Annotated in this window: 32 protein-coding genes, 1 riboswitch and 1 other annotated feature; of the genes, 18 read left to right on the top strand and 14 right to left on the bottom strand. The window is 33.4% G+C overall.

Features of this window, described 5'->3' with window-relative positions; all coding sequences use genetic code 11:
- Window positions 1-56 precede the first annotated feature (56 nt).
- The 6 genes from ADJ83_RS20100 to ADJ83_RS20075 all read left to right on the top strand — a co-directional run bounded on the left by ADJ83_RS20100 (window position 57) and on the right by ADJ83_RS20075 (window position 6,912).
- A complete protein-coding gene (locus ADJ83_RS20100) occupies window positions 57-1,682 on the top strand; it encodes a glycerol-3-phosphate dehydrogenase/oxidase (RefSeq protein ID WP_048718887.1) in 1,626 nt (541 codons plus the stop codon).
- A gap of 737 nt (window positions 1,683-2,419) precedes the next feature.
- Window positions 2,420-2,503, top strand: a riboswitch (ZMP/ZTP riboswitch).
- A 44-nt stretch (window positions 2,504-2,547) separates the two neighbouring features.
- Entirely contained in the window at window positions 2,548-3,390 is an 843-nt protein-coding gene (locus ADJ83_RS20095) for a bifunctional 5,10-methylenetetrahydrofolate dehydrogenase/5,10-methenyltetrahydrofolate cyclohydrolase (RefSeq protein ID WP_031535937.1), read from the top strand.
- A 256-nt stretch (window positions 3,391-3,646) separates the two neighbouring features.
- On the top strand, window positions 3,647-3,847 hold the full coding sequence (locus ADJ83_RS20090; RefSeq protein ID WP_016203922.1) for a cold-shock protein: 201 nt from the start codon (window positions 3,647-3,649) through the stop codon (window positions 3,845-3,847).
- Between the two features lie 543 nt (window positions 3,848-4,390).
- Complete coding sequence (locus ADJ83_RS20085; RefSeq protein ID WP_031535934.1) at window positions 4,391-5,857, top strand: DEAD/DEAH box helicase; 1,467 nt, start codon at window positions 4,391-4,393, stop codon at window positions 5,855-5,857.
- Window positions 5,858-6,008: 151 nt separating this feature from the next.
- Window positions 6,009-6,209, top strand: a complete 201-nt coding sequence (locus ADJ83_RS20080; protein ID WP_031535932.1) for a cold-shock protein — start codon at window positions 6,009-6,011, stop codon at window positions 6,207-6,209.
- Window positions 6,210-6,516: 307 nt separating this feature from the next.
- Window positions 6,517-6,912, top strand: coding sequence for a hypothetical protein (locus ADJ83_RS20075; RefSeq protein ID WP_031535930.1), 396 nt, complete (start codon window positions 6,517-6,519; stop codon window positions 6,910-6,912).
- 58 nt (window positions 6,913-6,970) lie between these two features.
- On the opposite strand, the gene ADJ83_RS20070 is transcribed toward ADJ83_RS20075, so the two are convergent.
- Window positions 6,971-7,264: a DUF6509 family protein gene (locus tag ADJ83_RS20070; RefSeq protein ID WP_031535928.1), complete on the bottom strand. Its 294-nt coding sequence runs from the start codon at window positions 7,262-7,264 to the stop codon at window positions 6,971-6,973.
- Between the two features lie 466 nt (window positions 7,265-7,730).
- On the opposite strand from ADJ83_RS20070, the gene ADJ83_RS20065 reads away from it, so the two are divergent.
- The gene (locus tag ADJ83_RS20065; RefSeq protein WP_031535927.1) at window positions 7,731-7,934 is read left to right on the top strand and encodes a cold-shock protein; all 204 of its coding nucleotides are present in this window, start codon (window positions 7,731-7,733) and stop codon (window positions 7,932-7,934) included.
- A gap of 209 nt (window positions 7,935-8,143) precedes the next feature.
- Here the strand turns inward: ADJ83_RS20065 and ADJ83_RS20060 are convergent, their stop codons facing one another.
- From ADJ83_RS20060 to ADJ83_RS20040, 5 genes are all read right to left on the bottom strand, one after another.
- A complete protein-coding gene (locus ADJ83_RS20060; RefSeq protein ID WP_031535926.1) occupies window positions 8,144-8,833 on the bottom strand; it encodes an LrgB family protein in 690 nt (229 codons plus the stop codon).
- Window positions 8,830-9,201, bottom strand: coding sequence for a CidA/LrgA family protein (locus ADJ83_RS20055; RefSeq protein ID WP_031535925.1), 372 nt, complete (start codon window positions 9,199-9,201; stop codon window positions 8,830-8,832). The genes ADJ83_RS20060 and ADJ83_RS20055 overlap by 4 nt, the downstream gene beginning before the upstream one ends.
- Window positions 9,202-9,369: 168 nt before the next feature.
- On the bottom strand, window positions 9,370-10,245 hold the full coding sequence (locus tag ADJ83_RS20050; protein ID WP_031535924.1) for a LysR family transcriptional regulator: 876 nt from the start codon (window positions 10,243-10,245) through the stop codon (window positions 9,370-9,372).
- Window positions 10,246-10,355: 110 nt separating this feature from the next.
- On the bottom strand, window positions 10,356-10,538 hold the full coding sequence (locus ADJ83_RS20045; RefSeq protein WP_031535923.1) for a hypothetical protein: 183 nt from the start codon (window positions 10,536-10,538) through the stop codon (window positions 10,356-10,358).
- Window positions 10,539-11,195: 657 nt separating this feature from the next.
- Window positions 11,196-11,519 (bottom strand): hypothetical protein, encoded by a 324-nt coding sequence (locus ADJ83_RS20040; protein WP_031535921.1) that lies wholly within the window; start codon window positions 11,517-11,519, stop codon window positions 11,196-11,198.
- Window positions 11,520-11,925: 406 nt separating this feature from the next.
- Here ADJ83_RS20040 and ADJ83_RS20035 point away from each other — a divergent pair, with 406 nt between their 5' ends.
- Window positions 11,926-12,438, top strand: a complete 513-nt coding sequence (locus ADJ83_RS20035; protein WP_031535919.1) for a haloacid dehalogenase — start codon at window positions 11,926-11,928, stop codon at window positions 12,436-12,438.
- Between the two features lie 83 nt (window positions 12,439-12,521).
- On the opposite strand, the gene ADJ83_RS20030 is transcribed toward ADJ83_RS20035, so the two are convergent.
- From ADJ83_RS20030 to ADJ83_RS20015, 4 genes are all read right to left on the bottom strand, one after another.
- Window positions 12,522-13,226: a DUF3298 and DUF4163 domain-containing protein gene (locus tag ADJ83_RS20030; protein WP_031535917.1), complete on the bottom strand. Its 705-nt coding sequence runs from the start codon at window positions 13,224-13,226 to the stop codon at window positions 12,522-12,524.
- Window positions 13,227-13,320: 94 nt separating this feature from the next.
- Window positions 13,321-13,548 carry a hypothetical protein gene (locus ADJ83_RS20025; RefSeq protein ID WP_031535915.1) on the bottom strand — a complete coding sequence of 76 codons (228 nt, stop codon included), beginning with the start codon at window positions 13,546-13,548 and terminating at the stop codon, window positions 13,321-13,323.
- Between the two features lie 13 nt (window positions 13,549-13,561).
- Window positions 13,562-13,792 carry a hypothetical protein gene (locus ADJ83_RS20020; RefSeq protein WP_031535913.1) on the bottom strand — a complete coding sequence of 77 codons (231 nt, stop codon included), beginning with the start codon at window positions 13,790-13,792 and terminating at the stop codon, window positions 13,562-13,564.
- A gap of 25 nt (window positions 13,793-13,817) precedes the next feature.
- Complete coding sequence (locus tag ADJ83_RS20015) at window positions 13,818-14,141, bottom strand: ArsR/SmtB family transcription factor (protein WP_031535911.1); 324 nt, start codon at window positions 14,139-14,141, stop codon at window positions 13,818-13,820.
- Window positions 14,142-14,375: 234 nt separating this feature from the next.
- Between ADJ83_RS20015 and ADJ83_RS20010 the strand changes: the two genes are divergently transcribed.
- The 4 genes from ADJ83_RS20010 to ADJ83_RS19995 all read left to right on the top strand — a co-directional run bounded on the left by ADJ83_RS20010 (window position 14,376) and on the right by ADJ83_RS19995 (window position 19,055).
- Window positions 14,376-14,759: a PH domain-containing protein gene (locus ADJ83_RS20010; RefSeq protein WP_031535909.1), complete on the top strand. Its 384-nt coding sequence runs from the start codon at window positions 14,376-14,378 to the stop codon at window positions 14,757-14,759.
- Between the two features lie 165 nt (window positions 14,760-14,924).
- Complete coding sequence (locus ADJ83_RS20005) at window positions 14,925-15,683, top strand: class I SAM-dependent methyltransferase (RefSeq protein WP_031535907.1); 759 nt, start codon at window positions 14,925-14,927, stop codon at window positions 15,681-15,683.
- A 219-nt stretch (window positions 15,684-15,902) separates the two neighbouring features.
- Window positions 15,903-16,158 (top strand) — a binding site (T-box leader).
- Window positions 16,159-16,288: 130 nt separating this feature from the next.
- A complete protein-coding gene (metG, locus tag ADJ83_RS20000; protein ID WP_031535904.1) occupies window positions 16,289-17,929 on the top strand; it encodes a methionine--tRNA ligase in 1,641 nt (546 codons plus the stop codon).
- Between the two features lie 610 nt (window positions 17,930-18,539).
- The gene (locus ADJ83_RS19995; RefSeq protein ID WP_048718878.1) at window positions 18,540-19,055 is read left to right on the top strand and encodes a hypothetical protein; all 516 of its coding nucleotides are present in this window, start codon (window positions 18,540-18,542) and stop codon (window positions 19,053-19,055) included.
- 36 nt (window positions 19,056-19,091) lie between these two features.
- Here ADJ83_RS19995 and ADJ83_RS26090 read toward each other — a convergent pair whose 3' ends face one another.
- The 3 genes from ADJ83_RS26090 to ADJ83_RS19985 all read right to left on the bottom strand — a co-directional run bounded on the left by ADJ83_RS26090 (window position 19,092) and on the right by ADJ83_RS19985 (window position 20,540).
- The gene (locus ADJ83_RS26090) at window positions 19,092-19,235 is read right to left on the bottom strand and encodes a hypothetical protein (protein WP_204375778.1); all 144 of its coding nucleotides are present in this window, start codon (window positions 19,233-19,235) and stop codon (window positions 19,092-19,094) included.
- 151 nt (window positions 19,236-19,386) lie between these two features.
- Window positions 19,387-19,569: a hypothetical protein gene (locus ADJ83_RS19990; protein ID WP_031535900.1), complete on the bottom strand. Its 183-nt coding sequence runs from the start codon at window positions 19,567-19,569 to the stop codon at window positions 19,387-19,389.
- A gap of 140 nt (window positions 19,570-19,709) precedes the next feature.
- Entirely contained in the window at window positions 19,710-20,540 is an 831-nt protein-coding gene (locus tag ADJ83_RS19985) for a type II toxin-antitoxin system SpoIISA family toxin (RefSeq protein ID WP_031535898.1), read from the bottom strand.
- Between the two features lie 364 nt (window positions 20,541-20,904).
- Here ADJ83_RS19985 and ADJ83_RS19980 point away from each other — a divergent pair, with 364 nt between their 5' ends.
- The 5 genes from ADJ83_RS19980 to ADJ83_RS19960 all read left to right on the top strand — a co-directional run bounded on the left by ADJ83_RS19980 (window position 20,905) and on the right by ADJ83_RS19960 (window position 25,162).
- A complete protein-coding gene (locus tag ADJ83_RS19980) occupies window positions 20,905-21,435 on the top strand; it encodes a GNAT family N-acetyltransferase (protein WP_031535896.1) in 531 nt (176 codons plus the stop codon).
- Between the two features lie 20 nt (window positions 21,436-21,455).
- Complete coding sequence (locus ADJ83_RS19975) at window positions 21,456-22,028, top strand: histidine phosphatase family protein (protein WP_031535895.1); 573 nt, start codon at window positions 21,456-21,458, stop codon at window positions 22,026-22,028.
- A 516-nt stretch (window positions 22,029-22,544) separates the two neighbouring features.
- The gene (locus ADJ83_RS19970; RefSeq protein ID WP_031535892.1) at window positions 22,545-23,099 is read left to right on the top strand and encodes a sigma-70 family RNA polymerase sigma factor; all 555 of its coding nucleotides are present in this window, start codon (window positions 22,545-22,547) and stop codon (window positions 23,097-23,099) included.
- Between the two features lie 2 nt (window positions 23,100-23,101).
- On the top strand, window positions 23,102-24,484 hold the full coding sequence (locus ADJ83_RS19965; protein WP_031535891.1) for a DUF4179 domain-containing protein: 1,383 nt from the start codon (window positions 23,102-23,104) through the stop codon (window positions 24,482-24,484).
- Between the two features lie 135 nt (window positions 24,485-24,619).
- Window positions 24,620-25,162 carry a GNAT family N-acetyltransferase gene (locus ADJ83_RS19960; protein ID WP_031535889.1) on the top strand — a complete coding sequence of 181 codons (543 nt, stop codon included), beginning with the start codon at window positions 24,620-24,622 and terminating at the stop codon, window positions 25,160-25,162.
- Window positions 25,163-25,347: 185 nt separating this feature from the next.
- Here the strand turns inward: ADJ83_RS19960 and ADJ83_RS19955 are convergent, their stop codons facing one another.
- Window positions 25,348-25,728, bottom strand: a complete 381-nt coding sequence (locus ADJ83_RS19955; protein ID WP_031535887.1) for a DUF4183 domain-containing protein — start codon at window positions 25,726-25,728, stop codon at window positions 25,348-25,350.
- A gap of 142 nt (window positions 25,729-25,870) precedes the next feature.
- On the opposite strand from ADJ83_RS19955, the gene ADJ83_RS19950 reads away from it, so the two are divergent.
- A complete protein-coding gene (locus ADJ83_RS19950) occupies window positions 25,871-26,206 on the top strand; it encodes a DUF4183 domain-containing protein (protein ID WP_031535885.1) in 336 nt (111 codons plus the stop codon).
- Window positions 26,207-26,435 lie beyond the last annotated feature (229 nt).

Genomic DNA, 26,435 nt, shown 5'->3' with positions numbered 1-26,435 from the left:
AGGTTATTACTTTGCAAAAGAAGCCAAGTAATAGAGAAAAAATAGAACAGCAATTAATGAATAAGAAATTTGATATGGTAGTTATTGGTGGAGGTATAACTGGTGCGGGGATCGCTTTAGATGCGGCAACTAGAGGAATGGAAGTAGCGCTAGTAGAAATGCAAGATTTTTCAGCTGGAACCTCAAGCAGATCAACGAAATTAGTGCATGGGGGACTAAGATATTTAAAGCAATTTGAAGTGAAAATGGTTGCAGAGGTAGGGAAAGAAAGAGAGGTTGTATATGAAAATGGACCACATGTGACCACGCCTGAGTGGATGCTTCTCCCCTTGCATCAAGGAGGGACTTTTGGGAAATTTTCAACGAATATTGGCTTAAGAGTATATGATTTTCTTGCCGGAGTAAAAAAATCAGAACGTCGAAAAATGTTATCAAAGGATGAAACATTATCTAAAGAGCCTTTAATAAAAAAAGATGGACTAAAAGGTGGCGGATACTATGTAGAATATCGGACAGATGACAGCCGTTTAACGGTTGAAGTACTTAAAAAAGCAGTAGATAATGGGGCGACTGCCATTAATTACACGAAAGTAGAAAACTTCTTATATGATAAAAATGGTATGGTGGAAGGTGTGGAAGTTAGAAATTTAATAGCTGGTACTGTGTATCCAATTTATGCGAATACCATTGTTAATGCAACAGGACCATGGGTCGATACGTTAAGAACAATTGATGGAAGCAAGAAAGGAAAAACGCTTCAGCTTACAAAAGGAGTTCATTTAGTTATTGATCAGTCTGTATTCCCGCTAAAACAAGCCATTTATTTTGACACTTCTGATGGTAGAATGGTTTTTGCTATTCCACGAGATGGTAAAACCTATGTAGGTACAACAGATACCTTTTATAGTGATGATCCTATCCATCCATCCATGTCTATAGAAGATAGGGATTATATTTTAGGAGCCATAAAATTTATGTTCCCTTCTGTGTCTGTTTCTGCAGCAGATGTAGAATCTAGTTGGGCTGGAGTGAGACCATTAATTTTGGAAGACGGAAAAGACCCATCTGAAATTTCGCGAAAGGATGAAATTTGGGAATCGGAAAGTAAATTAATTACAATCGCTGGAGGTAAACTAACTGGTTATCGAAAAATGGCAGAGACAGTTGTTAATCTAGTAGCAAGTAGATTGCAAGAAAAAACAGGCAAAACATTTAAAAACTGTATGACAAAATCATTGCCAATTTCAGGCGGTGAAGTCGGAGGGTCAAAAGGTTTTTCGACATATATCAAAGAGGTAGTAGAGAAGGGAATTAATGCAGGACTCTCTAAAGAGGATGCAGAAAAAATCGCAAAGCTATATGGCAGCAATGCGCCAATTCTATATGAGCTGGCAAAAGAATCTATCGGAAAGCATGAAGAGCTTTCGCCAGTAGTACTTTCAAGAATACGCTATGCAATGGAATATGAATTCGCTATGACACCTACAGATATTCTTTTAAGACGAACAGGAATGCTACTATTTGATATAGATAAAGTGCAAGAAATAAAGGAAGCCGTTATAGAGTATATGGCAAATTATTATAATTGGAGCGACGAAAGGAAAAACATATTAACAGCTGAATTAGAAGAAGAAATCCAAAAAGCCACTGTACCATTTGAAGGAAATTTGATTAAAAATTAACTCGTAAGTGGTTCTCTTTTTTTTAAGTCTAAAATCTTATTATAGGAATTTAATGGGAAATATGTAGTAAGAAGTAGGGCGAGTCAACACCAATAGAATCGTTGCTTGCCCTAAAGTAAACTGTATTTAGCCTGCTATACTTTTTGTTCATTTGCTTAGATTCTAAAACCATTAAATGAATGATTTTACAAAAATAGGGAAGGTTGAAGTTGACTTATATCCATTTCTAAGATATGATGTTCCTTGTATGTATTTGAGGTTTAAAAAGAATTTTGTAGAATTATGTGTAAGGTAACTAAGATATTTATAAGTAAACGGAACAGCTATATAAGAACATTCATGACAATTACACTCCAATTATCTTCAAAAACACATTTAAAATCCTTCCTATTGCGGATTAATCCTTCCATTATTTTTTTCAGAAATGTATTTTTGTGTTCTGCACAATTCACCCTAAATTCACACTGGCACGGCCTAGGAGCCGTAAGGATGAAAGAGAGGTAGGGCTTTCGTTGTTTTAGGCATTTACACCAATTAACTAGTATTCGTGTATTTCCCTTAAATATATGCATAGCTAATGTGTATTCATCATGATGGATACAGTAGTCAAAGGATCTTCTAAAACTGACTTTAAAATCAGTTTAGAAGATCCTTTTTTCATTTGCTTTAAAAAGCAGAAATGATCGGAAAATTTATTTCATTTAAAATAGAGCTATGATATGATACATAAGTACTTATCAATACATAGTGACTGACGACATAGATGGAAATAACCATATGGGAGCTGTGTATATGTATAGCCGGTCGTCTGGGCAGAAGAGCAGCAAAACGCACTTCTTTCTATAATTTACCAGGAGGTATATACATGTCGAAAAAACTGATTTTAGACGGAAATGTAGTAGCAAATGCAGTAAAGGATGACTTAAAAGGAAGAATAAGTGCTCTAAAAGAAAAAGAGGTAACTCCTTGCTTAGCAACAATATTAGTTGGAGATGATCCATCATCTGCTACATATGTTAGAATGAAAGGTAATGCATGTGCTAAACTTGGGATAGAATCTAGGAAAATCCACCTGAAAAAAGAAACAACAACAGAAGAATTGTTAGAAACGATTAACAGATTAAATAAAGATAAAGATGTCCATGGTATCTTGCTACAGCATCCTGTCCCAAGTCAAATAGATGAACGACAAGCATTTGAAGCAATTGATATCGAAAAAGATGTCGACGGTGTTACAAGTTTCGGTTATGGACAAACGGCCCTTGGTTTTGGGAAATATCCTTCTTGTACTCCAGCTGCTATTATGAAAATAATGGAACATTACGAAGTAGAAGTTAGTGGGAAACATGCGGTTGTCGTAGGTCGTAGTCCAATTTTAGGAAAGCCTGTATCTGCATTGCTCCTAAATGAAGATGCAACAGTAACAACATGCCATTCTCGTACGGTAAATGTAGAAAGCTATGTAAGACAAGCAGATATAGTTATTGCTGCAGTAGGAAAACCAAACTTTATTCAAGGAGACTGGATTAAACCAGGAGCAGTTATTTTAGACGCAGGCTATAATAAAGGCAATATTGGTGATGTGGATTATGAAGCTTGTATAGAGAAGGCTTCTGCGATTACACCTGTACCAGGAGGCGTTGGTCCTGTTACAATAAGCATGCTTTTAAAACACACGGTTGACTCAGCGGAAATAGCATCTCGTTAAAAAGAAGCTTTTCCTGTTGTATTTCCGAGAATAGTTTTGAAAACGTTATTGACAAAAAGCCAATAAGATTATATTATAAGTGTAACGCAATTAAGTTCGGTATATGTTTTATGGATAAGGTGGTCGTAGCTGCAATGTATGTAGGCGATTTTCTTCTACATCATTCCAGCTACGGCTTTTTCATGTTGAATGAGGTATCGATTCCTAAAAGTTATATTAGGTGCTTAGTGTGTAACACATTTTTGGAGGTTTTACAATGAACACAGGTAAAGTAAAATGGTTTAACGCAGAAAAAGGTTTTGGTTTCATCGAGTCTTCTGAAGGGCAAGACGTATTTGTTCACTTCTCTGCTATTCAAACAGAAGGTTTCAAAACTTTAGAAGAAGGCCAAGACGTAACTTTCGAAATCGTTGAAGGTAACCGTGGACCTCAAGCTTCTAACGTAACTAAAGCTTAATAAAAAATTAAAAAAAGGTGATGCCTTTCAAAATGCATCACCTTTTTTAATGATGTTTACAAGAACTTCTATAACAAAGATTATTTCATATAAACGCTTTGAAAAAATCATTTTAGAATGAAAGCATAATGTGATTTACTCACTGTCTTATTAAATTAACTTAGCATTTATATAAAAAATCTCCATCAACTTCATTATATTCATCCGTTAAAAAACCACATAATTTCCCACTAAAGTATGGTATAAAGGCTTTTAATTGATCCTATTTACCTTAATGTTTTGGAAAATGAAAAAAAGTGAAATAAAATGGAGAGTATATATTTATAACAAAATAAAACAATACACTCTAGGTTGGTATTTTCTAAACAATAATGTCCCTTATAATAGGGCGGTGTTTTAAGGTTTATATTAAAGAGTAATCATGCGCTAAAATTAGTGGAATCCATTCATTTAAAATGATAAAGATCATATCCTACGACATTTATGGCCCTATATTCTAAGGAATATCAATCAACGGAGTACAATTACAAGGAGGAAAAAGTATTGACAACTTTTTCAGATTTTAAATTAAGCAGCAGTTTAGAAAAAGCATTATCAAACATGGGATTCGAAGAGCCAACACCTATTCAGGCACAGGCTATTCCAATTGCATTATCTGGTAAAGATATGATTGGACAAGCTCAAACAGGTACAGGTAAAACAACAGCATTTGGTGTGCCTTTACTTGAAAAAATTGAAGTTGGCAAGGCAGTTCAAGGGTTAGTTATTGCTCCAACAAGAGAATTAGCAGTCCAAGTAGCAGAAGAATTAAATCGTATCGGTTCTGTAAAAGGAATCCGCACATTACCAATTTACGGTGGCCAAGATATAAATCGCCAAATTCGCGGATTAAAAAAGAAACCAGAAATTATTGCAGCTACACCTGGTCGATTAATTGATCATATAGAGCGTAAAACAATTCGTTTACAAGATTTAAAAATGATTGTACTAGACGAAGCAGATGAAATGTTAAATATGGGATTTATTGAAGATATCGAAAGAATCTTAAGTGAAACTCCAGATTCTCGTCAAACACTATTGTTTTCTGCGACAATGCCAAAAAGAATTCAAAGCCTTGCAGAAAGATTCATGGTAGAGCCTGAAATCGTAAGAGTGAAAGCAAAAGAAATGACAGTAACAAACATCGAACAACATTATATGGAAGTGCAAGAGCGTCAAAAATTTGATGTTCTATGTAGCTTACTTGATATTCAATCACCTGAGCTTGCAATTGTTTTTGGTCGTACAAAAAGACGTGTTGATGAAGTAGTGGAAGGATTAATCAAACGTGGTTATTCTGCAGAAGGTATTCACGGCGATATTCCACAAGGGAAACGTGACCAAGTGATCCGTCGCTTTAAGGAACAAAGCATTGATATAATGGTTGCAACAGATGTTGCAGCAAGAGGATTAGACATTAGCGGTGTATCTCATGTTTATAACTTTGATATTCCACAAGATCCAGAAAGCTATGTTCACCGTATTGGTAGAACAGGACGTGCTGGTAAAAAAGGTCTTGCTATAACGTTTGTTACTCCTAGAGAGCTTGATCATTTACGTATTATTGAAAATGTAACGAAGAAATCAATGTCTAAAAAACCAATCCCTTCCCTTACAGATGTGTTAGCTGGTAACCAACAAGCTACCATTAATAAAATTACTAAAACTGTGGAAGAAAATGAGTATTCTGAATATAAGCGTGTTGCAGAAGGTTTATTAGAAGAAACAGATTCAGTAACATTACTTGCTGCTGCATTGAAGCTACTTACAAAAGAACCAGATGCTACACCAGTTAAATTAACAGCTGTTGAGCCATTGCGTTCAAGAAAGAAAGATAATCGTTCTGGTGGCGGTGGCGGTAACCGTAGACGTCGCAATGATCGTGGCGGAGAACGTGGCGGATATGATAGAAAACGCCCAAACTCTTCAGGTGATAGCAGAAGACCTAGAAGCCGTAACAGAAGCAAATAAATCCTATTCTTTTATCTAGAATACATTATTTTTCCGACAATAGATGGACGTTTAAATTTCAGCGTTTTAAATATGGAAAATTGGGTATACTAGTTAAATGAAGGGTATTTCATAAATATCCATGTTATTTAAATCTAGGAGGCAATAAGAAATGGCAACAGGTAAAGTAAAATGGTTTAATTCTGAAAAGGGATTTGGATTTATCGAAGTGGAAGGTGGAGAGGATGTATTTGTACATTTTTCTGCTATCCAAACAGAAGGGTTCAAAACTTTAGATGAAGGTCAAGAAGTTAATTTTGATATAGAAGAAGGTAGCCGAGGACCACAGGCTGTAAATGTAACAAAACTATAATCGTAATAAAGAGTCCTTTTATGGGGCTCTTTTTATTTTTCAAGTTTTTTACTGGTTGCTTGTGAAAAGAAAAGTTCAATAAAAGTGAGTAATGGAGAGCAAGACACGCATCTGCAAGCTTTGTGATAATGTCTTAGAAGAAACACTGGGAAATCAACTGTTCGAAAGAAATGATGGGTGAAACAAACGAACGCCACTGGTCGTTTGTTTCACTTAAGGAAAGAGCTTATGTAATAAGAAAGGACAACTCTTTGCTAATTTCACTGTAATTGTATAAAATAATAAAGTAAAGAAAGAGGTGCATAATATGAAAGAATTTAAGGTGAGTTTCCATGCAGAAGATGGAGTCGATCAAATGGTTGTACAAAAACTAAGTGAGGACGATTTTAATCGTGCTACGAGTGGAGGTACTAGACAATTATTTGAATTAGATACAAATATTGGTTTTTTTATTTATTTTGATGCAGTGGATGAGGCAGGAAAAGAATCTTATTTAGTTCTTCAGTATGAAGAAGAAAATGAGGATCCATCTGCTTGCTATAGTTTTCAGCTAAAAGATTTCTATCAATTTGTAGCATTGCACTTAAATGATTTGCAATATGAAGAAGATGAGGAAGAGGATGAAGAAGAGTTTGGTCCTATCCACTATCTGGCGCATTTAATGCATCATATTGTAGAAGATGGAAAAACTGTTGAAGTTTAAGCTAAAAGAGAAAAGAACGGAAGGAGTGCATTCCTTCCGTTCTTTTCTCTTTTCTGCCTTAAATTTCTTCCTCCAAATAATGCATGTTGCAAAAGGTTTTTATTTCTTCCAGTTCATCGTCTTCTAAGCCATAATCTAAGTATTTATTTTCTAAGCTATTATAAAAATGATAATTAAGAATGCGAGAGACACCCTCATCTACTGAGAAAAGAACTTTTATTTGCAGATGGTCTTCTTCTGCTAATTCATCGTCTTCATCGAACTCAACAGTTAGGAAAAATTCGTAACGTTTTCCGATAAGAATGCCAGTTGGGTCTTTTATTTCCTCAATGGTATATTCTTTTATGTTCACTTAATAAACCTCCAATAATTCTTCGATAAAACAATTGATAATTTGGTCACCTCAAAAATAATATCATATTAAGTAGGGAATAGCTAATTGAAAGAATTTTTAATATCCAAAATCCTTTCAGAATTTGGGAAAGAAAGATAACTCGACATTTTATTAAAATAATGTTTGCATTAATGGTAGGAAGTATGGCATAATGAAAAGTTTGACTTTCATAAGTATTTATGTTATATTTAATATTAGTTTTTAGTTTAGATTTATATTTCTCACGCACTTGTTTAGGGATTATTTCTTGTGTTTTCTCTTGTTTACAAGTGTTTTTTATTTTATGGCGTTAAATTTTCTATGTGAAGTGAAGAATATAGTAATAAGAGATGTGGGTAGAAGCATGAAATAGAATGCGCAAACTACCTTTATCACATAGTTCATTTAACAAAAAATTAGCTTCCTGGAGGTGCTTCATTTGGCAATGGGATTTGGAAGAAGAAATAATGAAGAAATTGTTAAAGAAGAAGTGATGGTTTGGGATTGTACATCAGAAACTTGTAAGTGCTGGATTCGTGATAATTTTAAAAGCAGTGAGACACCAAAGTGCCCAATATGCGGAAGTGAAATGGTTAAAACAACTAGAGAACTTCAAGTAGTTAATAATAATAGCATCTATTCGAAATAAAAAGAAGAGGAATTTTCCAAAAGGATTGACCTCACAAGATTTGTTCATTCGATTGATAGTAATCGATTGAGAAATCTTGTATGGTCTAATCTTATCTGGAGAAGTCCTATTTTTTTTTGTCTATTTTTTAATGCAAAAAAAAGAAGAAATGCCAATAAAGAGACATTTCTTCTGCCATTATTTATTCTGTTACTGGTGCATGCGAACTCTTAAGCAGTAAAGTTAAGCATTAACGGGATCAAAGAAGTTCCCCATAAAACAGTAATCCACGCTGCTAAAATCATTGCAAGTGTAGAAAAGGTTGCCTCTTGTTCTCCAAATTCCATCGCTTTTGATGTGCCGACTCCATGTGCTCCCATTCCAAGCGCTAAGCCTTTTGCTATCGGGGAGTGAAGGGATAACCATTTTATTGTATACGGCCCAATGATTCCTCCTAGAACCCCTGTGATAATCACAAATATTGTTGTTAGTGTTGGCAGGCCACCAATTTCCTCTGATACGACTATTGCAATAGGTGTAGTGATGGAACGCGGCAAGATACTCATTATAAAGTCATTGTTTAAATGAATCAAAATGGATAATAAATAAGAAGAAAAAATCGCGACCAAAGTACCTGTTGTAACGCTAATCATAATAATCGTAAAATATTTCTTTAACAAATGTAAGTTTTTATAAATTGGAACGGCGAAAGCAATTGTTGCTGGTCCTAATAAATGTGTTAATGGTTGTGCTGATTCCATATAAGTCGTTGCTGGAATACGAAAGATACTAATAAACGCAATTAGCAATATGGGGGTAATTAACAACGGATGAAATAATGGGATATTCCATTTTTTATAGCAGGCTTTAGCTATCCGATAAAGAACATAGGTTATAATGGTGATTATGATAATTTTCATTTACTAAAACGTCTCTTTCTATTATAAATTTTTTCAGCAGTAAAACCTGTAGCCCCCATTACGATAAAAGTACTTATCGCGATTAGTAGTACTGTTTCAACTCCTTTAACATTTAGAATTTCGTTGTAATTTACAATGCCGACAGCTGATGGAATAAAAAATAACAACAATTCTGCAAGCAGCCAAGCAGCGCCTTTTTCGACCCATTCAATTTTCACTAATTTAAGCTTTAATGCAATAAAAAGGACAATTAATCCAATCATTGAAGCTGGAATTGGTATAGAAACGATCAATTTAATTCCCATGCCGATAAAAAGAAAAACATGGAGGAATAAAATTTGACCAGCGATTATCAATATATTCTTCAATGGGCTCACCTTCTGTTATTCATTTGATGGAATAATATCTTCCATCTCCTTGGTATATGAATATCATACGCTTCTAATCGTTATTCGTAAAATACATAGTTATTATAGTTAATATAACTAAAAGTTATTGAAAAGCGAAAGCGAGAGAGTTGAAGAATATAAGGATAATTATTCATTATCAAGGACAAAGTCGATAAATCTTCTGCTGGCAACGGATAGATAGCGATCCTTTTTCGTTATGATAACGAGCTCCCAATTTGTAACAGGCTCTAAATCAATGAACCGAACTTGATTATTATTTGCTCGATTGCATATCGATTCCGGTAGTATGGAAATTCCTAGATTTGCAGCGACAATTTCCACCATAAAGTCCCATTGGGAGCTTTTGAAAATAATATTTGGTTCAAATCCTTCTTGAATGAATTTTTTCCTCATTATTTCATATAGAGCAAATTCTTCGCTGTAGAAAATAAATTCTTCTTCTTTTAATTCCTTCATATGAACTTTATTTCTACTAGCAAACCGGTGCGATTCTGGGACAATTAATTTTAATTCTTCCTTAACAAGTGGAAACACATGGTAATCTTCATCCGCTAAAGGAAGCACAGCAACCCCCATTTCAAATTCGCCTTCTTCGACACTTTTAACTACTTTGGCAGCGCCGTATTCCTTTATATTAATTTGGATGTTAGGATATGCTTTATGAAAAGCGGCAATTATTTTCGGGAAAAATAAACTTCCGATAATTGGCGGGAGCCCAATATTAATATTTCCTCTTGTTAAATTGGTCATATCATGGAGTGTGGATGACATTTCTTCCACTTGTGCAAGGATTTTTTGTCCATATTCAAAAACGACTGATCCCGCATCTGTTAGCTCATGTGTTTTATTTGACCGATGAATTAATGTTAAGCCAATCTCTGCTTCTAGGCTTTTGATTGCTTTACTAAGTGCAGGCTGTGATATATGAAGATTCTCTGATGCCTTTGTCATATTTTTTTGCTTAACTACTTCTACAAAGTAATGTAATTGTCTTATTTCCATCTTTCTTCCTCCTTTCATTACGGAAAATGGCTGCCTCTAATCAAGGAGACAGCCTTTTTGACCATAATTCATTATGTTGTAATAAACTCCTTATAATTGCCGAATAGTGTTTATTTCGGTATTTTTTTTAGCAAGGATAAATTTCTAATCATCGAACCGACAAACATCGTGCCAGCTCCTCCAAAAAGAAGTATTAATACTGTTTGCTTGCTAATAACATCAAGTGGATACAGTACACTGCCTAAGATTGCGAAAAAACCAATTAGCGATAAAAACCAACCAAATTTAGTCATAATAAACTTCCTGTCCTTTAAATAAAATGTATTAATAATTACCTATTTTACGCAAATTAGAAGCGAAGCACAACTATTGGCTAGTAGTTTGTCGAAAATTGTGGTGTATTCGTTCAGCTCCTAACACAATACTGGTAAAAAGGGCTGAATTTAATCGGCGATTTTATCAAGCCTGAAAGGAAATTACACGAAAGACTCGGATCATTTCATTCGGTTAGAAGAAAAAATTTATTCGCATTAAGAAATGATTTATTTTACAACTTCATTTTTAAAGTGCTACTTCTTTCTAACAGCTTGTAGGAACTGATGGAATTGATGAAAATAATTAGAGACACATTTATATATAAATACGGAGTAATTTTAAGTTTAAATGGGAAATGGATGTGGTATAAGTAGATTATCAACTTAAGAAAGGTGTGAACATCATGAGCATTTTTCACCAGTTAAAAGACAAGATAATCTTTATGCATAATTGGAAGGATAATTTAACTGCACACAAAAAATATGAAAATTTATACAAAAAAAATGCGACAGAAATGATATATCTTAATATGTACCGTTTAAAATCAAAAAAACAAAATGAACAAAAATAATAGACTAGGGTGAGACGCATCCTAGTCTTTGTTATGTTTCAAAATCATTTAGCTATATTTTCTATTATGCCATGGATGTTTCTTTTAAATAATCAGAAAAAACCTTTTGTACAAGAACTTCTTCTTGAATATCGTCCGAATTATGTAAATCCTTAATACAGACTACGTAAACAGATTTTACAAATAAGTGTAATGCTTCATCATCCGTTAATTTCTGGATTTTCTTTATTAGTTGAATATCAGTAATGTAATTAACGATACGATCAAGGAATTCCTTCGGGTAATCTTTTGGCTGCTTACCAGTTTCCTCTTGAAAAATTCCTCCTTGTCCTTCAATTTCGACATGACGTATTACTTTTTCTAATTCTTGAATACTGAATATCTCCATTGATTATACACCTCTTTCCCTCTAGTATTATAACAGGCTATTAAACAGTAGTAAATTGATGATTTTACACTATTTGAAAAAGCTTGATTTAATAGTCTTTCAGTGGTGTTATATAAAAGATTAGAAGAAAGATTAGGAAGGCTTTTTTTCCTATTTTAACTCCATCGTTATTCCTAAAATAAAGGAAAGTACTACAAAAAGAAAGTCAAAATGTTACAATAGTCTTTAGTCCATACCGAACGGGAAAAGCCTATAACTACATAAATGGAGGAAGATAGGTGTTTTAAACTCTTCCATATTAGAATAGGAGAAGTATAATAAATTTCAGCGAGAGGACTAAAGGGAAAATTCATATTTAATGGAAGTTTTCTAATTACATTTACGTTTATTTCGAAAAGGAGTAGTAATGGATAATAATAAGATGTATCATATGGTGAAAAATTTTCATGAAGCATTTGGACATGAAGTGGCAAAAGAACCTACTGCTATTGATGAAAAAACAGCTGTTAATCGAGCGGTTTGGACAGGAGAAGAATTAGTTGAATTTCTATATGCTACGGCTGAAGGAAATGAACAGAAATTCCAAGTATTATATAAACAGTTTTTACAAGGATTAGATAAAGCTGCTGATAAAATACTTACCCAAAAGAAACCAGTCGATGATAAATTAGTAGCACAGATGGATGCACTAACAGATGTTGAATATTTCAATCAAGGAAGTTTTGTCATTGCTGGTGTTGAGCCATTTCCTCTCTTTCAGATAGTGCAAGAAGCGAATATGGGAAAATTATTTGAAGATGGCAAACCACGCTTCAGAGAAGGGGATGGCAAGATTATTAAGCCACCGAATTGGGAGGCAGATTTTGCACCAGAAGGCAGATTAAAAGCGGAAATAGAAAAACAAAGAAAAAATAAATAGAAATAATGGGAGGAACTGAGAGTTGGTCAATACTGTAAAAGTAATAATGGCCACCAAAGTTCTTCCCATTTTTACTACTCAAATTATTGAAATACGGAAGTAGGAATCAATATGGATGGATTGCCAGAAACGTATGGACCTACTTCATATTGCTGGAATATTAGGACTATTCCTTTGTCAGATAAAAAGAAATTCGTTTCATTTGTTACTTTAAAGTCTGCAAATTCAGTAGAATCTGAATAAAATATTTCAGGATGTTTTTTCATATATGCTAATGCATAATTTGTTACCTTTTCATATTCTCGCTCTGATGTGAGAAAGTCATCTAATGTCAATTGATTTCCTGATTTCAAATCAAAATTATATGACGAAATAACCGTGTTTCCATGTGCACCACCAGTAAATTGATAATCATTAAATATGATGCTAAGTTTATTATTACTGTTGAATTTCACCTTGTAATTGGTAATGTATTCGAATTTACAAACAGATGGTGACTCTTTGCAAATTGGATCTGTTTTCATTTTTTCCATTTCTTTCATCCATTTAAAATATCTCTTATAAGAATGTTTGATATGCTGTAAAAGAATTTTGTTTACTTGATTTTGAGCTTTGTTATTTGGTGCGCTTATTAGCGTAGGATATTTGAGATTTTCGATATTTTTATATTGTTTTGTCATAACCACATTAGGTGTTTTAATCGCAGATGCAGGTATTGGTTGAATAGTAAAAATAAGTATATGTAAGACAGATAACGTAAGAATAAATAAATTCGTTTGTTTTTTCATAAAAATCTCCATTCCTTTCAGATAGTATTACTATTTTTTTACGAAAGAGAATGGATATGTATGGTGATAATTGGAAAAAGCTAAAGGGAGTTGATTAATCGACTTCCTTTAGCTTTTTTTCAATGGATTTAAGATGGTTATTTAGGTCATTTATCATGGTCATTTGCTGCTTATGAATAGATAGGCTGCTTCTTTCCAACTTTAATCTTTCGATGGCTCTAGCCTCTTTCCGTTTAAGAAAGCGAACAACGATAAATATAAGTAAAACAGGAATGAAAATATAAAGGAATAAAGTTGGCAAAACCATAATGGCTATAGTCATATTATTTCTCCTTTTAATTTGTCTCATCTAAGATTTTTTCAATGTGGACAATTCTTTCTTTGATTTTGTTAAGAGCATTTATTTGTTCTTTTTGATTTTCAATATTTTCTTTTTCTATAATAATCTTTTCATCTGCTCGTGCTTCCGCTCTTTTCATATATCTAGCTAAATAGAATAGAAACCCAAGGATCAAGACTATAGGCAGAATAAAAATGAGTAAATTGATCATACTAAATAATTGCATTTGTTACCTCCTAAAATGTAATATGCTACTCCTTTCTTTTTTTTATCGACACGGTTTTAGCCAAGTCTGTAATGAATTTTTCTGATAAAGGAACATGAAAAGGAATCAATTCATAGTATTTCATTGCTTTTCCATCTTTCGAAATTTCATGGTGTCCCTTAACAATTTCTGCGTTTTCTAATTTTTGAAGATGTAAATATAACAATGGTCTACTAATTCCAAGCTCTCGAGCTAACAGACTTACGTATTTTCGTTCTTTTTGCAATATTGCAATAATTTTTAATCGATACGGATTAGACAATGCTTCAAGTACTAGGAGTAATTGATCACCGTTATTTATACTTTTCATATGTAATAATTTTATTACAGGTGTAAATGTTATGCAAGAACAATTTTGAACTTTTTTTGCAAAGTATATTAAAAAAGGAGGGAAATAAGAATAGAATAAAAAGCAATGGCTTATCACATAAAGTTGTTTCGTATTTTTCGCAATAAATACTACAATCTTATGGAAAAGTGTTAAATTAGGAAACTTTTATAGCTGTTAATTCGTATATACATTAAAAAATGGAGGTAGATTTTTATGGGTTTTTTAAATGGTTTAATGGGAAATGCAAGTTCAACAGATGTGAAAGAATTAGAAAAGGAATTAGATAAGATTATCGGATCAAATGAACAGATAGAGCTTGCATATAAATTAATTCGAGACTTAATTGTATTTACTGATTTACGATTAATTCTCGTTGATAAACAAGGTTTAACTGGTAAAAAAGTCGAGTATTTGTCAGTGCCTTATAAAAGCATCTCTCGGTTTAGTATCGAAACTGCTGGTCACTTTGATTTAGATGCTGAATTAAAAATTTGGATTTCTGGTGCAGAATTGCCAGCTATATCCAAACAATTCAAAAAAGATAGTAGCATATATGACGTGCAAAAAGCACTTGCAAGTTATGTGGCAAAGGCTTAAGATAATTGGAAATTAGTCCCTGACTGTTTAAAGACAGTTATGGGACATTCTCTTAAAAAAATATAGAAGGAATGTAATGTTCTTTGTGGAATATTTATTTAGTATGGTGCTTATAGGATAAAGATAGGTGGAGAAGGAAAGATTGGGTGGAATAGGGGGAATAATATGCATTCAGAAGCGAAATTTACAGGGAAGTCTACATTATATGATCGTTATCGTCCAGGTTATCCAAAACGTTTCTTTATTGAGCTTTTTACAGAGTATATTGGTGCCAAAGATAATTTCGTCATTGCTGACATCGGTGCTGGTACGGGGATTTTTACAGAATTAGTTGCTACTTTTGGAACAGATATTATAGCGATAGAGCCAAATGACGATATGAGATCTATTCTAAAAGAAAGAATGGAAAATTTCACACAGGTGACATGTGTAAACGGTTCAGCTGAAAAAACAGCGCTTGCTGATAAGAGTGTGGATTTAATTACGGTTGCTCAAGCATATCATTGGTTTGATGCAATTGCCTTTAAAAAAGAGTGCGAACGAATTCTGAAGAACAATGGTCTTGTCATGCTTATATGGAATAGTCGTGATCATACGAGTAGCTTAAATATGGAAACGGCAAAAATATCGAAAAAATATTGTCCTGATTTTCAGGGGTTTAGTGGTGGAATTAATATTGAGCGCCTGGATTTACAGCAATTTTTCACGCATGGCTATGAGCATTATGCTGTCTCCAATCCATTAAAAATGGATAAAGAACATTTTATAGGCAGAAATCTGTCTGCTTCCTATGCACCAAAAGAAGATGACTTTTTTTACGAGGAATTTGTTGGTGAACTAGAATTTCTTTTTGAAAAGTACAGTAAGGACGAAACAATCCTAGTTCCGAATGACCTGCATGTTTATGTAGGCGCTATCATTTGAGTGTTTCGAAGAATACTAGTATTTCCTTTAAGAAACTTTTATACGACTCTCACCCCTTATTTAGGAATATGGGAGCAAGATCAGATTCCGAATGTTCACTAAGCTTTTCTGAGGGGATAAAGGCCCCTATGATAATGGAAGTTTTCTTTTGTAGTTGAAGGACTTTTCGAAAGATATTGACAATTGACGAAGAAAAATCTACAATAAATCTTAATAAAAATGATGGCGTAGATAAGGAAAAGTAAATAAGGCAATTTTTTTTAGAGAGCTTCCGAGGGTGGAAAGGAAGTAAATGAACCTTATTGAAAATGACCTTTGAGCTTCGTACCGAAAACTATGTGTGAGTAGACTACGACGAGACAGGCACTCGTTACAACAGCGGCAGTATCTCTTTCAAAAAGACGTACTGATTAGAGGCAAATAGTGCAAATTATTTGTAAAGCTAGGTGGTACCACGGGTAAACTCGTCCTAATCTTTTTAGATTAGGGCGTTTTTTTTATGGTTTTTAAAATGATAGGAGGATTTTATAGGCAGTAAGAGTGTGCGTTATCGAAATTCAGATAAGCAAAACAAAATGGAGAGATGAATGAAGGAGGAATAAATGATGACAATATTTATCGGGGGAGCTTGGCCATATGCAAATGGATCCTTGCATTTAGGACATGTGGCGGCATTGTTGCCAGGAGATATTTTGGCACGATATTTTCGCCAAAAGGGAGAGAATGTACTTTACGTTTCAGGAAGTGATTGTAATGGAACGCCAATCTCGATACGAGCACAACAGGAGCAAACAACTGTTGAGAAAATTGCCGATCGCTACCACAATGAATTTTATCAATGCTTTACCCAGTTAGGATTTACTTTCGATTTTTATACAAGAACAGATGCACGGCATCATCACATATCAGTTCAAGAGATATTTCTTACTTTATTAAAGAATAATTTTTTATATAAAAAAACAGTTGAGCAGGCATATTGTCAAAAAGACAACCAGTTTTTACCTGATCGTTTAGTAGAAGGCATTTGTCCTCACTGCAAACAAAAAGCTAGAGGGGATCAATGTGATTACTGCTCTAGTATATTAGATCCATTAGAGTTAGAAGACAAACGCTGTAAAATTTGTGGTGAAACACCAGTCATTCAAAAAACAGAGCATTTCTATTTTGCTTTTAGCAAGTTTCAGCAAGAGATGGAGACATACTTAAAACATGCTGAAGAAAACCAGCTTTGGCGTGAAAATGCTCTTTCTTTGACAAAACGTTACTTAGAGGAAGGACTTCCTGACAGAGCAGTTACAAGAGATTTACCAAATGGAATTGATGTTCCATTAGAAGGCTATGATGGGAAGAAAATTTATGTTTGGATTGAAGCTGTGTCAGGCTACTTAACGGCTACTATAGAAGTATGTAAAAAGGAAGGCATGAATGTGGAAGATTATTGGAAGGAAGAGACGATTTCTTATTACGTGCATGGAAAAGATAATATTCCCTTCCACTCCGTTATTTGGCCGAGTATATTGCTTGGGCTGGGCAAAAAATCCTTACCGACACATATCATTTCTAGTGAGTATTTAACATTAGAAAAGAAGAAATTATCCACCAGCCAAAATTGGGCTGTATGGGTTCCATATATTTTACAAAAATATAATCCTGATTCCATTCGTTATTTCTTAACAATGAATGCTCCTGAAGCAAGAGACACAGACTTCTCATGGCGGGAATTCATCTATAGTCATAATAGTGAACTATTAGGAGCATACGGTAATTTTGTAAATAGAACATTAAAATTCATTCAGAAAGCGATGAATAGCAAGATTCCAGAAAAGCAGATTTCAAAAAGGATTATAGCGTTTACAGAAGAGGTGTATAAAAAGTCAGGAGAATGGGTTGAAAAGGGAAGTGGAAAAAAAGCGTTAGAAGAAATTTTTTCTTACATTCGTTATGGAAATCGTTATTTTGACAAGCAAAAACCATGGGAACAGATAAAGGGAAAGGTGGAAGATGCAGAAATTACTTTAGCTAATTGTACATATATTATTATAAATTTAGCCCAACTTCTCGAACCATTTGTTCCTTTTTCTACACAGAGAATTAGAGACATGCTTGGTATTAACAAAATAGAATGGAAGCTACAACACACACTTCCATCCGAAATATTGTATGTCACCCCTTTATTTGAAAGATTGGATTTAGGATTAATCGAAGAAGAGTTAAAAATACTACAAGATGGAGTGATAAACGGCTAGCCTTCTGACAGTTCGCTTAGCTTTTTTTCACTAGTATCTCACTTTTAAACTTCAGTAGTAGTAGGAGATATCTGTCTGTATTAATCCGATTGCTTCAACTAACCATTAGCGGAAGAGGATAGAACCCTCCGGTTAATGGTTAGTTTTTATTTCTATGGGAAGGAACCTGTTGAATAGGTAAGAAATTATTATTCATCAGAAGGTTTTAGATGAATTCCTCCGAGAGCCAATTACTTTACCGTCTTCCTTCCGCTCCCTCTGATAATACAACGACATAAGCATTTATCTTGTATGTCACCATTTGGCAGTAAGAATGACTTTTCTTAAAAGACCGAAATTGATTGTAGAAAATTGATTTTTTTCAGAGAAAATACAGGAAAATTGCGTTCATATATCGAATTGATAGGTATTAATATTATCATTTATGACCATTTCATGTAATATGAATATACTAGATTAAATACAATACTTGGACCGTAAGAAAAATCACTTGGCAATTTTTCCATTACTATGGAATAGACATAAAGTAATAAACAAAGAGCGGATTATCAGAGAGTATATGGCAAAAGGAGTTGAATAAAGCAGTTAATAAGTAAGGAGGGAGCTAAAAATGAAGTGGAGTGAGTTTGTATCCCATGGAAAGAACAGAGTCTTACCAGTCATTATAGAGGTATTGGGCAAAAAATATCCACATTATGCAAGTAAGCTTTATCCAATATGTTATACAAGCTTTAGTGATTTGGGAATTCTTTTTACACCCTGTGGTTTATTTAGAAAAAAGAAGAAACAAAGTATTCGAACGGTTCGATATAAAGAAATTATGTCAGTGGAGTTTAACGTCCAACGAGTACCAACTGTTTACTTATACCTTTTAGGATCCTCTTTGCATTTGAATATTATTCTCCACTTAAAAGACCATTCCATTTTATATTTGGAAAGTGAAGATATAAGTCTCTTTCCTGAGCTAATTCAGCTTTTAAAAAAGCAGAAAGTGGTTATTAAAGATCCTTTAAAACTCCAAAAAATTCTAAAAGAACAGGATACGATGGAAAAGTTTTATTCCTATATTGATAAGTATTTAGAACAGGATTCCTATTATAACGACAAGGAACCTAAAATAAAATAGAGAATCAACGGTTAACGAGTTATTTTGAGATCAAAATCAGTTACTGAATTTCGTTCTTTTTTCTAAGGATTCTAATAATTCTATTGCATTCTTATTGTAAATAGAAGCAGAAAAATGCATAGATGGTACACACATATGTCGACGATTAGGATTGCGATTTTGTTTTCTTTTTATTGTCATAGAAATAAGCCTCTTGATTACTTTTTATCTATAGGTTTTCCATCTTTTCAATATTCTTATACAAGCCTTTAAAACGTAAAAAAAGAGTCTCGGAAAAGAGTTAGAATTCTTGATGGAAAGAATTCTTCTCCTTTTTTGAGACTATAACTAATTAAGCACGTTTTGCTAGTAAGTTTAATGCTTTTTTATTCATGTCATGAATATCTTCAAATGTTTCTGATACTGCTACTGTCATTTTTCTCCTATTCGGATTCATTGACTTTTTCGACTGTTTATTTGGTTTGTTGAATGGAGTAGGATTTGAAGCAGCTGTCGTTTTCTTTTTGCTTGCCATATCAATTCCTCCTTAAAGAAAAGTGTTTGAATGAACAAGACACAAGCTATTAAGCAAGGAAACTAGCAAACTTTCGTTTGTTAGAAATGCTCATGCTTTATCTATATATTATTATACTACAGAATATGTAAAATGGAGCCTTAAACCATGTACCAATCGAAAATTTGTGCGAGGTTCAGTATATGGGAAGCGTCGATTCCGTCAACTTCTACGAAATGAGAGCTGATACCAATCAGCATATTGTAACTTTCCCCATAATATGCAACGATAAAAACATTTTTCGTTAATTCCTCTACTGTTGAATCAGTACCTGGACCCTTTAATGGAATACTCTTTCCTTCGAGAAGCTCTTGAATAATGCTGGTTCTACTTTCGTTATCTAGAAAGCTAATATTATAACAAATTTCTACACTATTAAAAGCTATATTCACATTTTCTTTTAATTCTTCTCCATTTGTGCTAATCGCAAATGGAAAAATGGCGATATGAAATTGAAATGTGTCGGCATAAAGATTTAAATATGTACGTAATTCTTCTCGATATTGCCTCCAATGCTGAGGAGGATTACGATCTATAAAATGTTCAGCTGTTTTGGAAATAACTTCTGTAAAGTTTTGAACTTTTTTTGCATTATACCCTAAAACTTCCTCATTTTTGCGGATTGTTTTTCGGATATAATTGCTGTGCTGAAATTCAGTGTTCCAAATCTTCAGAATATCAGGAGTTTGGAAAACGGCAATATCAAGAAAGACGGCAGCACAAACAAAAGACAATATTGTTTTCCAGTCGACTATTTGCAGCTGATTAGAAAAAAAAACCAAGCAGATAAGAAGAAAGAATAATACATAATACGACTTGCGAATTGCTTGGAGATTTTCTACATATTTATCTGTCCGCCACCAAAAGTATAATAGGGAAAGAACTACTAATAAGATAATGGCAGACAGGAAGCTATAAAAGATCGTTGTCAAAGTAACTCCTCCTTTTGACACTATATGACTATTATTATACCATGGAGCATCTATTTTAAAGAATTATAATAAGGAATGAGATCATTTTCTTTACGGGCATTTCTACCGTTTATTATGCAAAATTAACTAATAATGAAAGCTCTTTGTATTTTACAATATGTAAATTATAGACTAAAGATAACGGAGGTCATAGCAAAAAGCTTTCCGAACACAGCCTTTCGTTTTGTTAGCCATTTCCTTTTTCTAGATATAGTAGGAAATTAGTACACAGCTTTTAATTACCCTAGGATAATAAGCGGAAATTGATTATAATAGGAAAAAATGGTAATTTTTTAGATGGATAAACAGAGAAAAGGGGATTAAAATGTTTCCAACATTAGAGACTGAAAGATTAATATTAAGAGAACTAGTAAAAGAAGATGCAGCAGACTTATTTTCTTCCTTTTCTAAACCAGAAGTAATGCGCTATTATGGCCAAGAAGCTTTTTCAAACATGGATCAAGCGGTAACATTAATCCGCCACTTTTCAGATAGCTATCGAAATAATAAGGGAATTCGTTGGGGAATTCAAAGGAAAGGAAGCAAGCGCCTAATTGGCACGCTTGGTTTAAATAATTTTGTCCTCACACATAAACGAGCTGAAATCGGATATGAAATACATCCCGATTATTGGAGAAATGGATACACGTCAGAAGCGGTAGAAAGAGTTGTCTCCTATGCATTAGAAGAGCTTCATTTAAACCGCTTAGGGGCTTTGGTTTATTTAGAAAATGCTGCATCTAATAATCTTGTTAAAAAGCTCGGATTTCACCATGAGGGCATTCTCAAATCATATTTTGTACAAAATGGTCGAACTTATGATGCAAATGTATATGCAATAATAAAAGACATTTAGTAAAAGAGAGAAGGAAAAAAGTGGGTTCTTTAACAACGGTATATTTTGTAAGACATGCTCACTCGGAGTATTCCACAGATGAATTAGGCAGGCCATTATCAAAGAAAGGTCTTGCAGATGCTAAAAGAGTAGCAAAGAGAATGGAAAAAGAGTCAGTCAATATTGTTGTCTCAAGTCCTTATAAGAGAGCGATTCAGACTGTTGAGGGTATTGCTGGATATTTTCAAGTTGAGATTGAAGCCATCGAAGAATTAAAAGAACGTGTCTTAGCATCAGGAGAAGTGAGTGATTTTAATACGGCAATCGAAAAGGTGTGGACAGAGGAAACTTTTGCATGGGACGGCGGGGAATCGAATATCATTGCCCAAAAAAGAGGAGTACGAGCACTTTTTCATTTACTAAAACAATATGAAAATAAAAACATTGTTATTGGTACGCATGGAAATATCATGGTCTTAATAATGAAATACTTTTCTAAGGAATATGATTTTTATTTTTGGAGAAATTTACAGATGCCTGATATTTATAAACTAACCTTTGAAGGTCAACAGTTACAGGCTGTGCAAAGAATATGGGAAGATCATAATGGATAGACATCTCTTCTTATTTGGTGGTGGCCTCCATTTACGAGTAGATTGGTGAAGGAATTTGCAGAATTGGTTTCTACACGCAGTGGGAAAATATCTTTATTTATTTTAGAAAGAGCAAATTGGCAAATGTATATGCCCTAGATATACATTAGCACTGACAGAACGGGGGATAAAAGAATTTCACTATATAACCTTAACCAACTGTTTTGGCAGATGAGGCAAGCGAACTACTTCACAATAGTTCGGGCATCGTCATCTCATCGGCGGCGAATATACAGAGCATTATGAAGAATTAATTGTAGAGACTCCTATTTCAACGGTAATTAAGGAATAATTTTCAGCAGGAATAATAGGCATTAAGCAAAAAACTTTCATTCCATATAATCATGGGAAAATTGCTAATAGGTACATAGCTTTCAAAAAATCTTATGTTGCATATTGCAATGTAAGATTTTTTTGCGAAAAAGGGAACATTTTAAGCTGATAGCTTATCAAATAGTTAGAAAGGAGGGGAAAAGGTTGAAAATTATTGCATTGAAAAGTTTTGAAGTGGAGAAAATGAATAATTTAGTAATACTAGCAAAACAAGGAGATAAAGAAGCATTTGTGCATTTAATTCAAGAAAATAAAATAAGTTTGTATCGAGTAGCCAAGGGAATATTGCAAAATGAAGCAGACGTAGAGGATGTCATTCAAATTACAATTTTAAAAGCATATGAGAATATTAGAAAACTAAAGGTGTCAGAGTATTTCAAAACATGGATTACACGAATTCTAATTAATGAATGTACAACAGTTTTAAGAGGTCAAAAAAAAGTTGTTCCAATGGAAAATAACATTAATGACCTAGCTACTACAGAAGATACATATACAAATGTAGATTTGTATCATGCAGTTCATTCTTTAAGAGAAAAATTAAGAATTGTTACGATTCTTTTTTACTACGAAGATTTATCAACAAAAGAAATTGCTAATGTACTGGCTCTTCCAGAAGGAACCGTTCGCTCAAGGCTTTCCAAAGCAAGATTAAAGCTTCAAAAAAAGCTTAATATACAAGAGAAGGAAGGAGAATAACAATGACTGATCACTTTGATAAAAAGGTAAAAGAAATGGTAAAAGATGATTATATGATTTCTGAGCAACTAGAAAACAAAATAAATGAAACACTAGCCAATTTACCAAGTCATAAAATGCATGGTAAGAAAAAACGAATGATTATTTCAACAGCGGCGGCCGCAATTCTTGTCTTATCCATGGTAACATTTCGAATGAACCCATCATTAGCACAAAATATTGGCATTCCTACCTATTTAGAGAAATTTCTTTCATTAGGAAATGACTATGAAAAAGTGTCTCTCCAAACAAGTGAAGTACAAGAAAGTCAAGGAGTTAAATTAACGATTACTAATACCATTTTTGATGGGTATTATCTACTGGTGTCATATAAAGCAGAACAGAAAGACCCATTTAAACATAAGCCAATCTTATTTCCGCAAAATGCAAAAATTGTAGCAGGAGATAAAGAGTCTTTTGTATCGGTATCAAATGAATATGGTGATTTTGAAGATAAAAATAATACAGTTTACAATGGTGTGACGGTTTTTCCATTAAATAATGGCTCGTTTGATTTTAATCATGAAATAGATTCAGAAGAAAAGTTTATTGAAGAAAATAAACTAGATATTTTTAATTTACCTAAAACATTTCATTTACAATTCAATCTGGAAGAGCTCGGTTTAGGCTTAGAAAATGAAAGTGAAAATAATAAAATAAAAGGGAACTGGGAATTTGACTTGCCAATAGAAACGGTAAAAGCAATGGAAAACAGTAAAGTCATTGACTTAAACAAAAATATCCCGGAATTAGGAAATAATGTGCAGGTTGAAAAATTGGTTATAACACCTATTCGAATATATTTACAAGGACTTCAAGAGGAAAAGAATAGTAGTAACTTAGATTATGTGATAAAAGATGATAGTGGAGAAACAAAAACTAATTTAGGGGGATCTGTTTATGTGAATGATAATGGTCCTGATAGATTATTAAGTAATTATGAGAATAATAATCCATTAATGAAATCATTAACCATTGTACCGTTTGAATATCATAAAGAACCACAAATAACTGCAGAGAACTCTACAAAATTTAATGCTAGTGGCAAAACAAATCTACCAATTGGTAAAGGGAATTATATTACGATTACAAACGTGGAAGAAAAAGATGGTAAAACCTATCTTTCTTATCATGCAGATGTACCAGTGTATGAGTATATGCCATTTATTATTCGGGATAAAGAAGGGAAGGATTACTACCGTATTTATGAAAAAAATGTACCTTCTACTGTAAACTCTGATGCAATTGCAGTGATGGATGGCAATCTTATGGACGATGACTATACGATTTTTAGTCCAAATACGTATTATTTTGATCAAGCCTTTACCATTGATATTACAAAATAAGGATAAGTTGGAGCTATGAGAAAATTTCTTGTAGCTCCGTTTTGCTTCTAAAATTTATATCCCTTGTTGTCAGAAAAATCTGTTGTTTTTTATAAAGGAAGGGGGTTAAAATTATGAAGAGAGAGGAGCGTTTAAATGGTACAAACGACTGAACAAATATACATAAGGTTATTTGAAGAAAAAGATGCAGAAAGTCTTTGGCAATTAGAGGTAAGGAATCGAAAGTTTTTTGAAAAATATTCAATTGCAAGGAAAGAACTATTTTATACATTAGAATTCCAACGTGAGCTTATTACAACATGGAAAGAAAATGAGAAAAAGGATATTGATTATCATTTCGGGATATTTTTAAAGGAAACGGATGTTTTGATTGGAAGTGTCAATCTATATATGGTAAGAAGAGAACCTGCTCATAACGCAATTGTAGGCTATGTACTGGATAAAGAGCAAAATGGCCAAGGATATATGACAATGGCAGTGAAACAGTTAGTTGATTATGCATTTAACACCCTGAAATTACATCGTCTAGAAGCAGGAGTCATGCCACATAACATAGGATCGATTCGCGTATTAGAGAAAGCGGGGTTTCATAAAGAAGGAATAGCAAAAAGTAATGTGAAAATAAATGGACAGTGGAAAGATCATCAGATTTTGGCGATTATTAATCCAAATGATTAGAGGAAATTCAATATAGGTTACCTTTTTTTAATGGAATCGTAATATGCTTTCTATTAACCATTTGCACCTACAACTTCATTAAATTGCTCGATAGAAGTATGTAGTGGCTATAAATTAGGTTAGATATTTTATGTACAAGAAAAAAACAGGCAGAGAAATGGATAGTTTTTCTGCCTGTCGTATTCTTACGTTGTAATGGTTGCTTCTGAGGTTGGTGCAAAGTTGGTAATTTCTAATACAACAGGAGTATCAGCAATAACGGTAGAATCTGCAGGAACGGTAATAATTAATTGTCCAACACCAGTACCTCCAGGTGTATAAGCAATAAGATCATCCATTTGGAGTACTCCATTTACATACACATTTAAATAACTGTTATCAGCAGTAAGTTCTGGTAACGTTGCGCCATCGGCACCAGTATCTGTCATAAAATCATCTGCTGCAATTGTAAGTGTTCCTGCTCCAGTTACTGGCTCGGTAACGATATTAAAAAAACGATCAACAGTTGGAACCGTATCAATATCAAGCGCTGCACTCACGGCAAGCTTCATGATTTGCAAAGGCATAGTATCACCACCTTAATCCATTTATACTTTATGATATGAAAATAGAACGAAAACGACTAGACGTAATGGAATTAATCACAATATGTGCACCATCTGACATTCTATTTATAAAATAAATATTATGGCAAAAAAGGTGGGGGAAATGGAAAAAAAACAACGATTGCCTAAGCCTTATTTGATACTTCCTGACGTTCCTTCTACAGAGATTTATGTGCACATCCCTAAGAAAATGATGGTTATAGAGTATTTTGCTATCGCTGATGGAATAACGAATATTTTTACAGAGAAAGATGGTGTAAAGGAATTAGGAAATCAAAAAATTCTAGATCCATCGAAGGTATCCTATATGAATTTATTTATTAATGCTGTCTTGCAACCAAAGGAAAATTACGAAGTGAAAAAGGGAATGATTTGTCTAAAAACAGAGGATGTTCCTATTTGTGGAGCGACTGTTATTCTACAAATGTTCATTGTTTAACTATTCCGGTCTGTCTTGAAAAAAAGGATAAGGCAGGCTTTTTTCTACCGTGCTTTTTTCAATAAGCAGATTAAATTAGATGAATTATTTACTTGTAAAATTGGAAATGCAGTTTCTTTATATGGTTTCTTTCTTTATACAATTAAAATCCTTTTTAATAATTCATAACTAAATATTCTTAATGCTTCATAAGATGGTATATGGATAAAACTTTACAGAGATGTGGGGG

This window comes from Bacillus sp. 522_BSPC, from assembly GCF_001076885.1.
Lineage (GTDB): Bacteria > Bacillota > Bacilli > Bacillales > Cytobacillaceae > Niallia > Niallia hominis.
This window is presented reverse-complemented; position numbering and strand designations above follow the sequence as displayed.

Coding starts and splice junctions, on each gene's coding strand:
- ADJ83_RS20065 (WP_031535927.1), top strand. CDS start 7,731: ATGGGATTTGGAAGAAGAAATAATGAAGAAATTGTTAAAGAAGAAGTG.
- ADJ83_RS20030 (WP_031535917.1), bottom strand. CDS start 13,226: ATGAAAAAACAAACGAATTTATTTATTCTTACGTTATCTGTCTTACAT.
- ADJ83_RS19965 (WP_031535891.1), top strand. CDS start 23,102: ATGACTGATCACTTTGATAAAAAGGTAAAAGAAATGGTAAAAGATGAT.
- ADJ83_RS20035 (WP_031535919.1), top strand. CDS start 11,926: ATGGATAATAATAAGATGTATCATATGGTGAAAAATTTTCATGAAGCA.
- ADJ83_RS20090 (WP_016203922.1), top strand. CDS start 3,647: ATGAACACAGGTAAAGTAAAATGGTTTAACGCAGAAAAAGGTTTTGGT.
- ADJ83_RS20050 (WP_031535924.1), bottom strand. CDS start 10,245: ATGGAAATAAGACAATTACATTACTTTGTAGAAGTAGTTAAGCAAAAA.
- ADJ83_RS19960 (WP_031535889.1), top strand. CDS start 24,620: ATGGTACAAACGACTGAACAAATATACATAAGGTTATTTGAAGAAAAA.
- ADJ83_RS19950 (WP_031535885.1), top strand. CDS start 25,871: ATGGAAAAAAAACAACGATTGCCTAAGCCTTATTTGATACTTCCTGAC.
- ADJ83_RS19980 (WP_031535896.1), top strand. CDS start 20,905: ATGTTTCCAACATTAGAGACTGAAAGATTAATATTAAGAGAACTAGTA.
- ADJ83_RS20005 (WP_031535907.1), top strand. CDS start 14,925: ATGCATTCAGAAGCGAAATTTACAGGGAAGTCTACATTATATGATCGT.
- ADJ83_RS20025 (WP_031535915.1), bottom strand. CDS start 13,548: ATGACTATAGCCATTATGGTTTTGCCAACTTTATTCCTTTATATTTTC.
- ADJ83_RS20060 (WP_031535926.1), bottom strand. CDS start 8,833: ATGAAAATTATCATAATCACCATTATAACCTATGTTCTTTATCGGATA.
- ADJ83_RS20100 (WP_048718887.1), top strand. CDS start 57: ATGAATAAGAAATTTGATATGGTAGTTATTGGTGGAGGTATAACTGGT.
- ADJ83_RS20075 (WP_031535930.1), top strand. CDS start 6,517: ATGAAAGAATTTAAGGTGAGTTTCCATGCAGAAGATGGAGTCGATCAA.
- ADJ83_RS20015 (WP_031535911.1), bottom strand. CDS start 14,141: ATGAAAAGTATAAATAACGGTGATCAATTACTCCTAGTACTTGAAGCA.
- ADJ83_RS20020 (WP_031535913.1), bottom strand. CDS start 13,792: ATGCAATTATTTAGTATGATCAATTTACTCATTTTTATTCTGCCTATA.
- ADJ83_RS19955 (WP_031535887.1), bottom strand. CDS start 25,728: ATGCCTTTGCAAATCATGAAGCTTGCCGTGAGTGCAGCGCTTGATATT.
- ADJ83_RS20095 (WP_031535937.1), top strand. CDS start 2,548: ATGTCGAAAAAACTGATTTTAGACGGAAATGTAGTAGCAAATGCAGTA.
- ADJ83_RS20040 (WP_031535921.1), bottom strand. CDS start 11,519: ATGGAGATATTCAGTATTCAAGAATTAGAAAAAGTAATACGTCATGTC.
- ADJ83_RS19990 (WP_031535900.1), bottom strand. CDS start 19,569: ATGGCAAGCAAAAAGAAAACGACAGCTGCTTCAAATCCTACTCCATTC.
- ADJ83_RS19995 (WP_048718878.1), top strand. CDS start 18,540: ATGAAGTGGAGTGAGTTTGTATCCCATGGAAAGAACAGAGTCTTACCA.
- metG (WP_031535904.1), top strand. CDS start 16,289: ATGACAATATTTATCGGGGGAGCTTGGCCATATGCAAATGGATCCTTG.
- ADJ83_RS26090 (WP_204375778.1), bottom strand. CDS start 19,235: ATGACAATAAAAAGAAAACAAAATCGCAATCCTAATCGTCGACATATG.
- ADJ83_RS20080 (WP_031535932.1), top strand. CDS start 6,009: ATGGCAACAGGTAAAGTAAAATGGTTTAATTCTGAAAAGGGATTTGGA.
- ADJ83_RS20010 (WP_031535909.1), top strand. CDS start 14,376: ATGGGTTTTTTAAATGGTTTAATGGGAAATGCAAGTTCAACAGATGTG.
- ADJ83_RS20045 (WP_031535923.1), bottom strand. CDS start 10,538: ATGACTAAATTTGGTTGGTTTTTATCGCTAATTGGTTTTTTCGCAATC.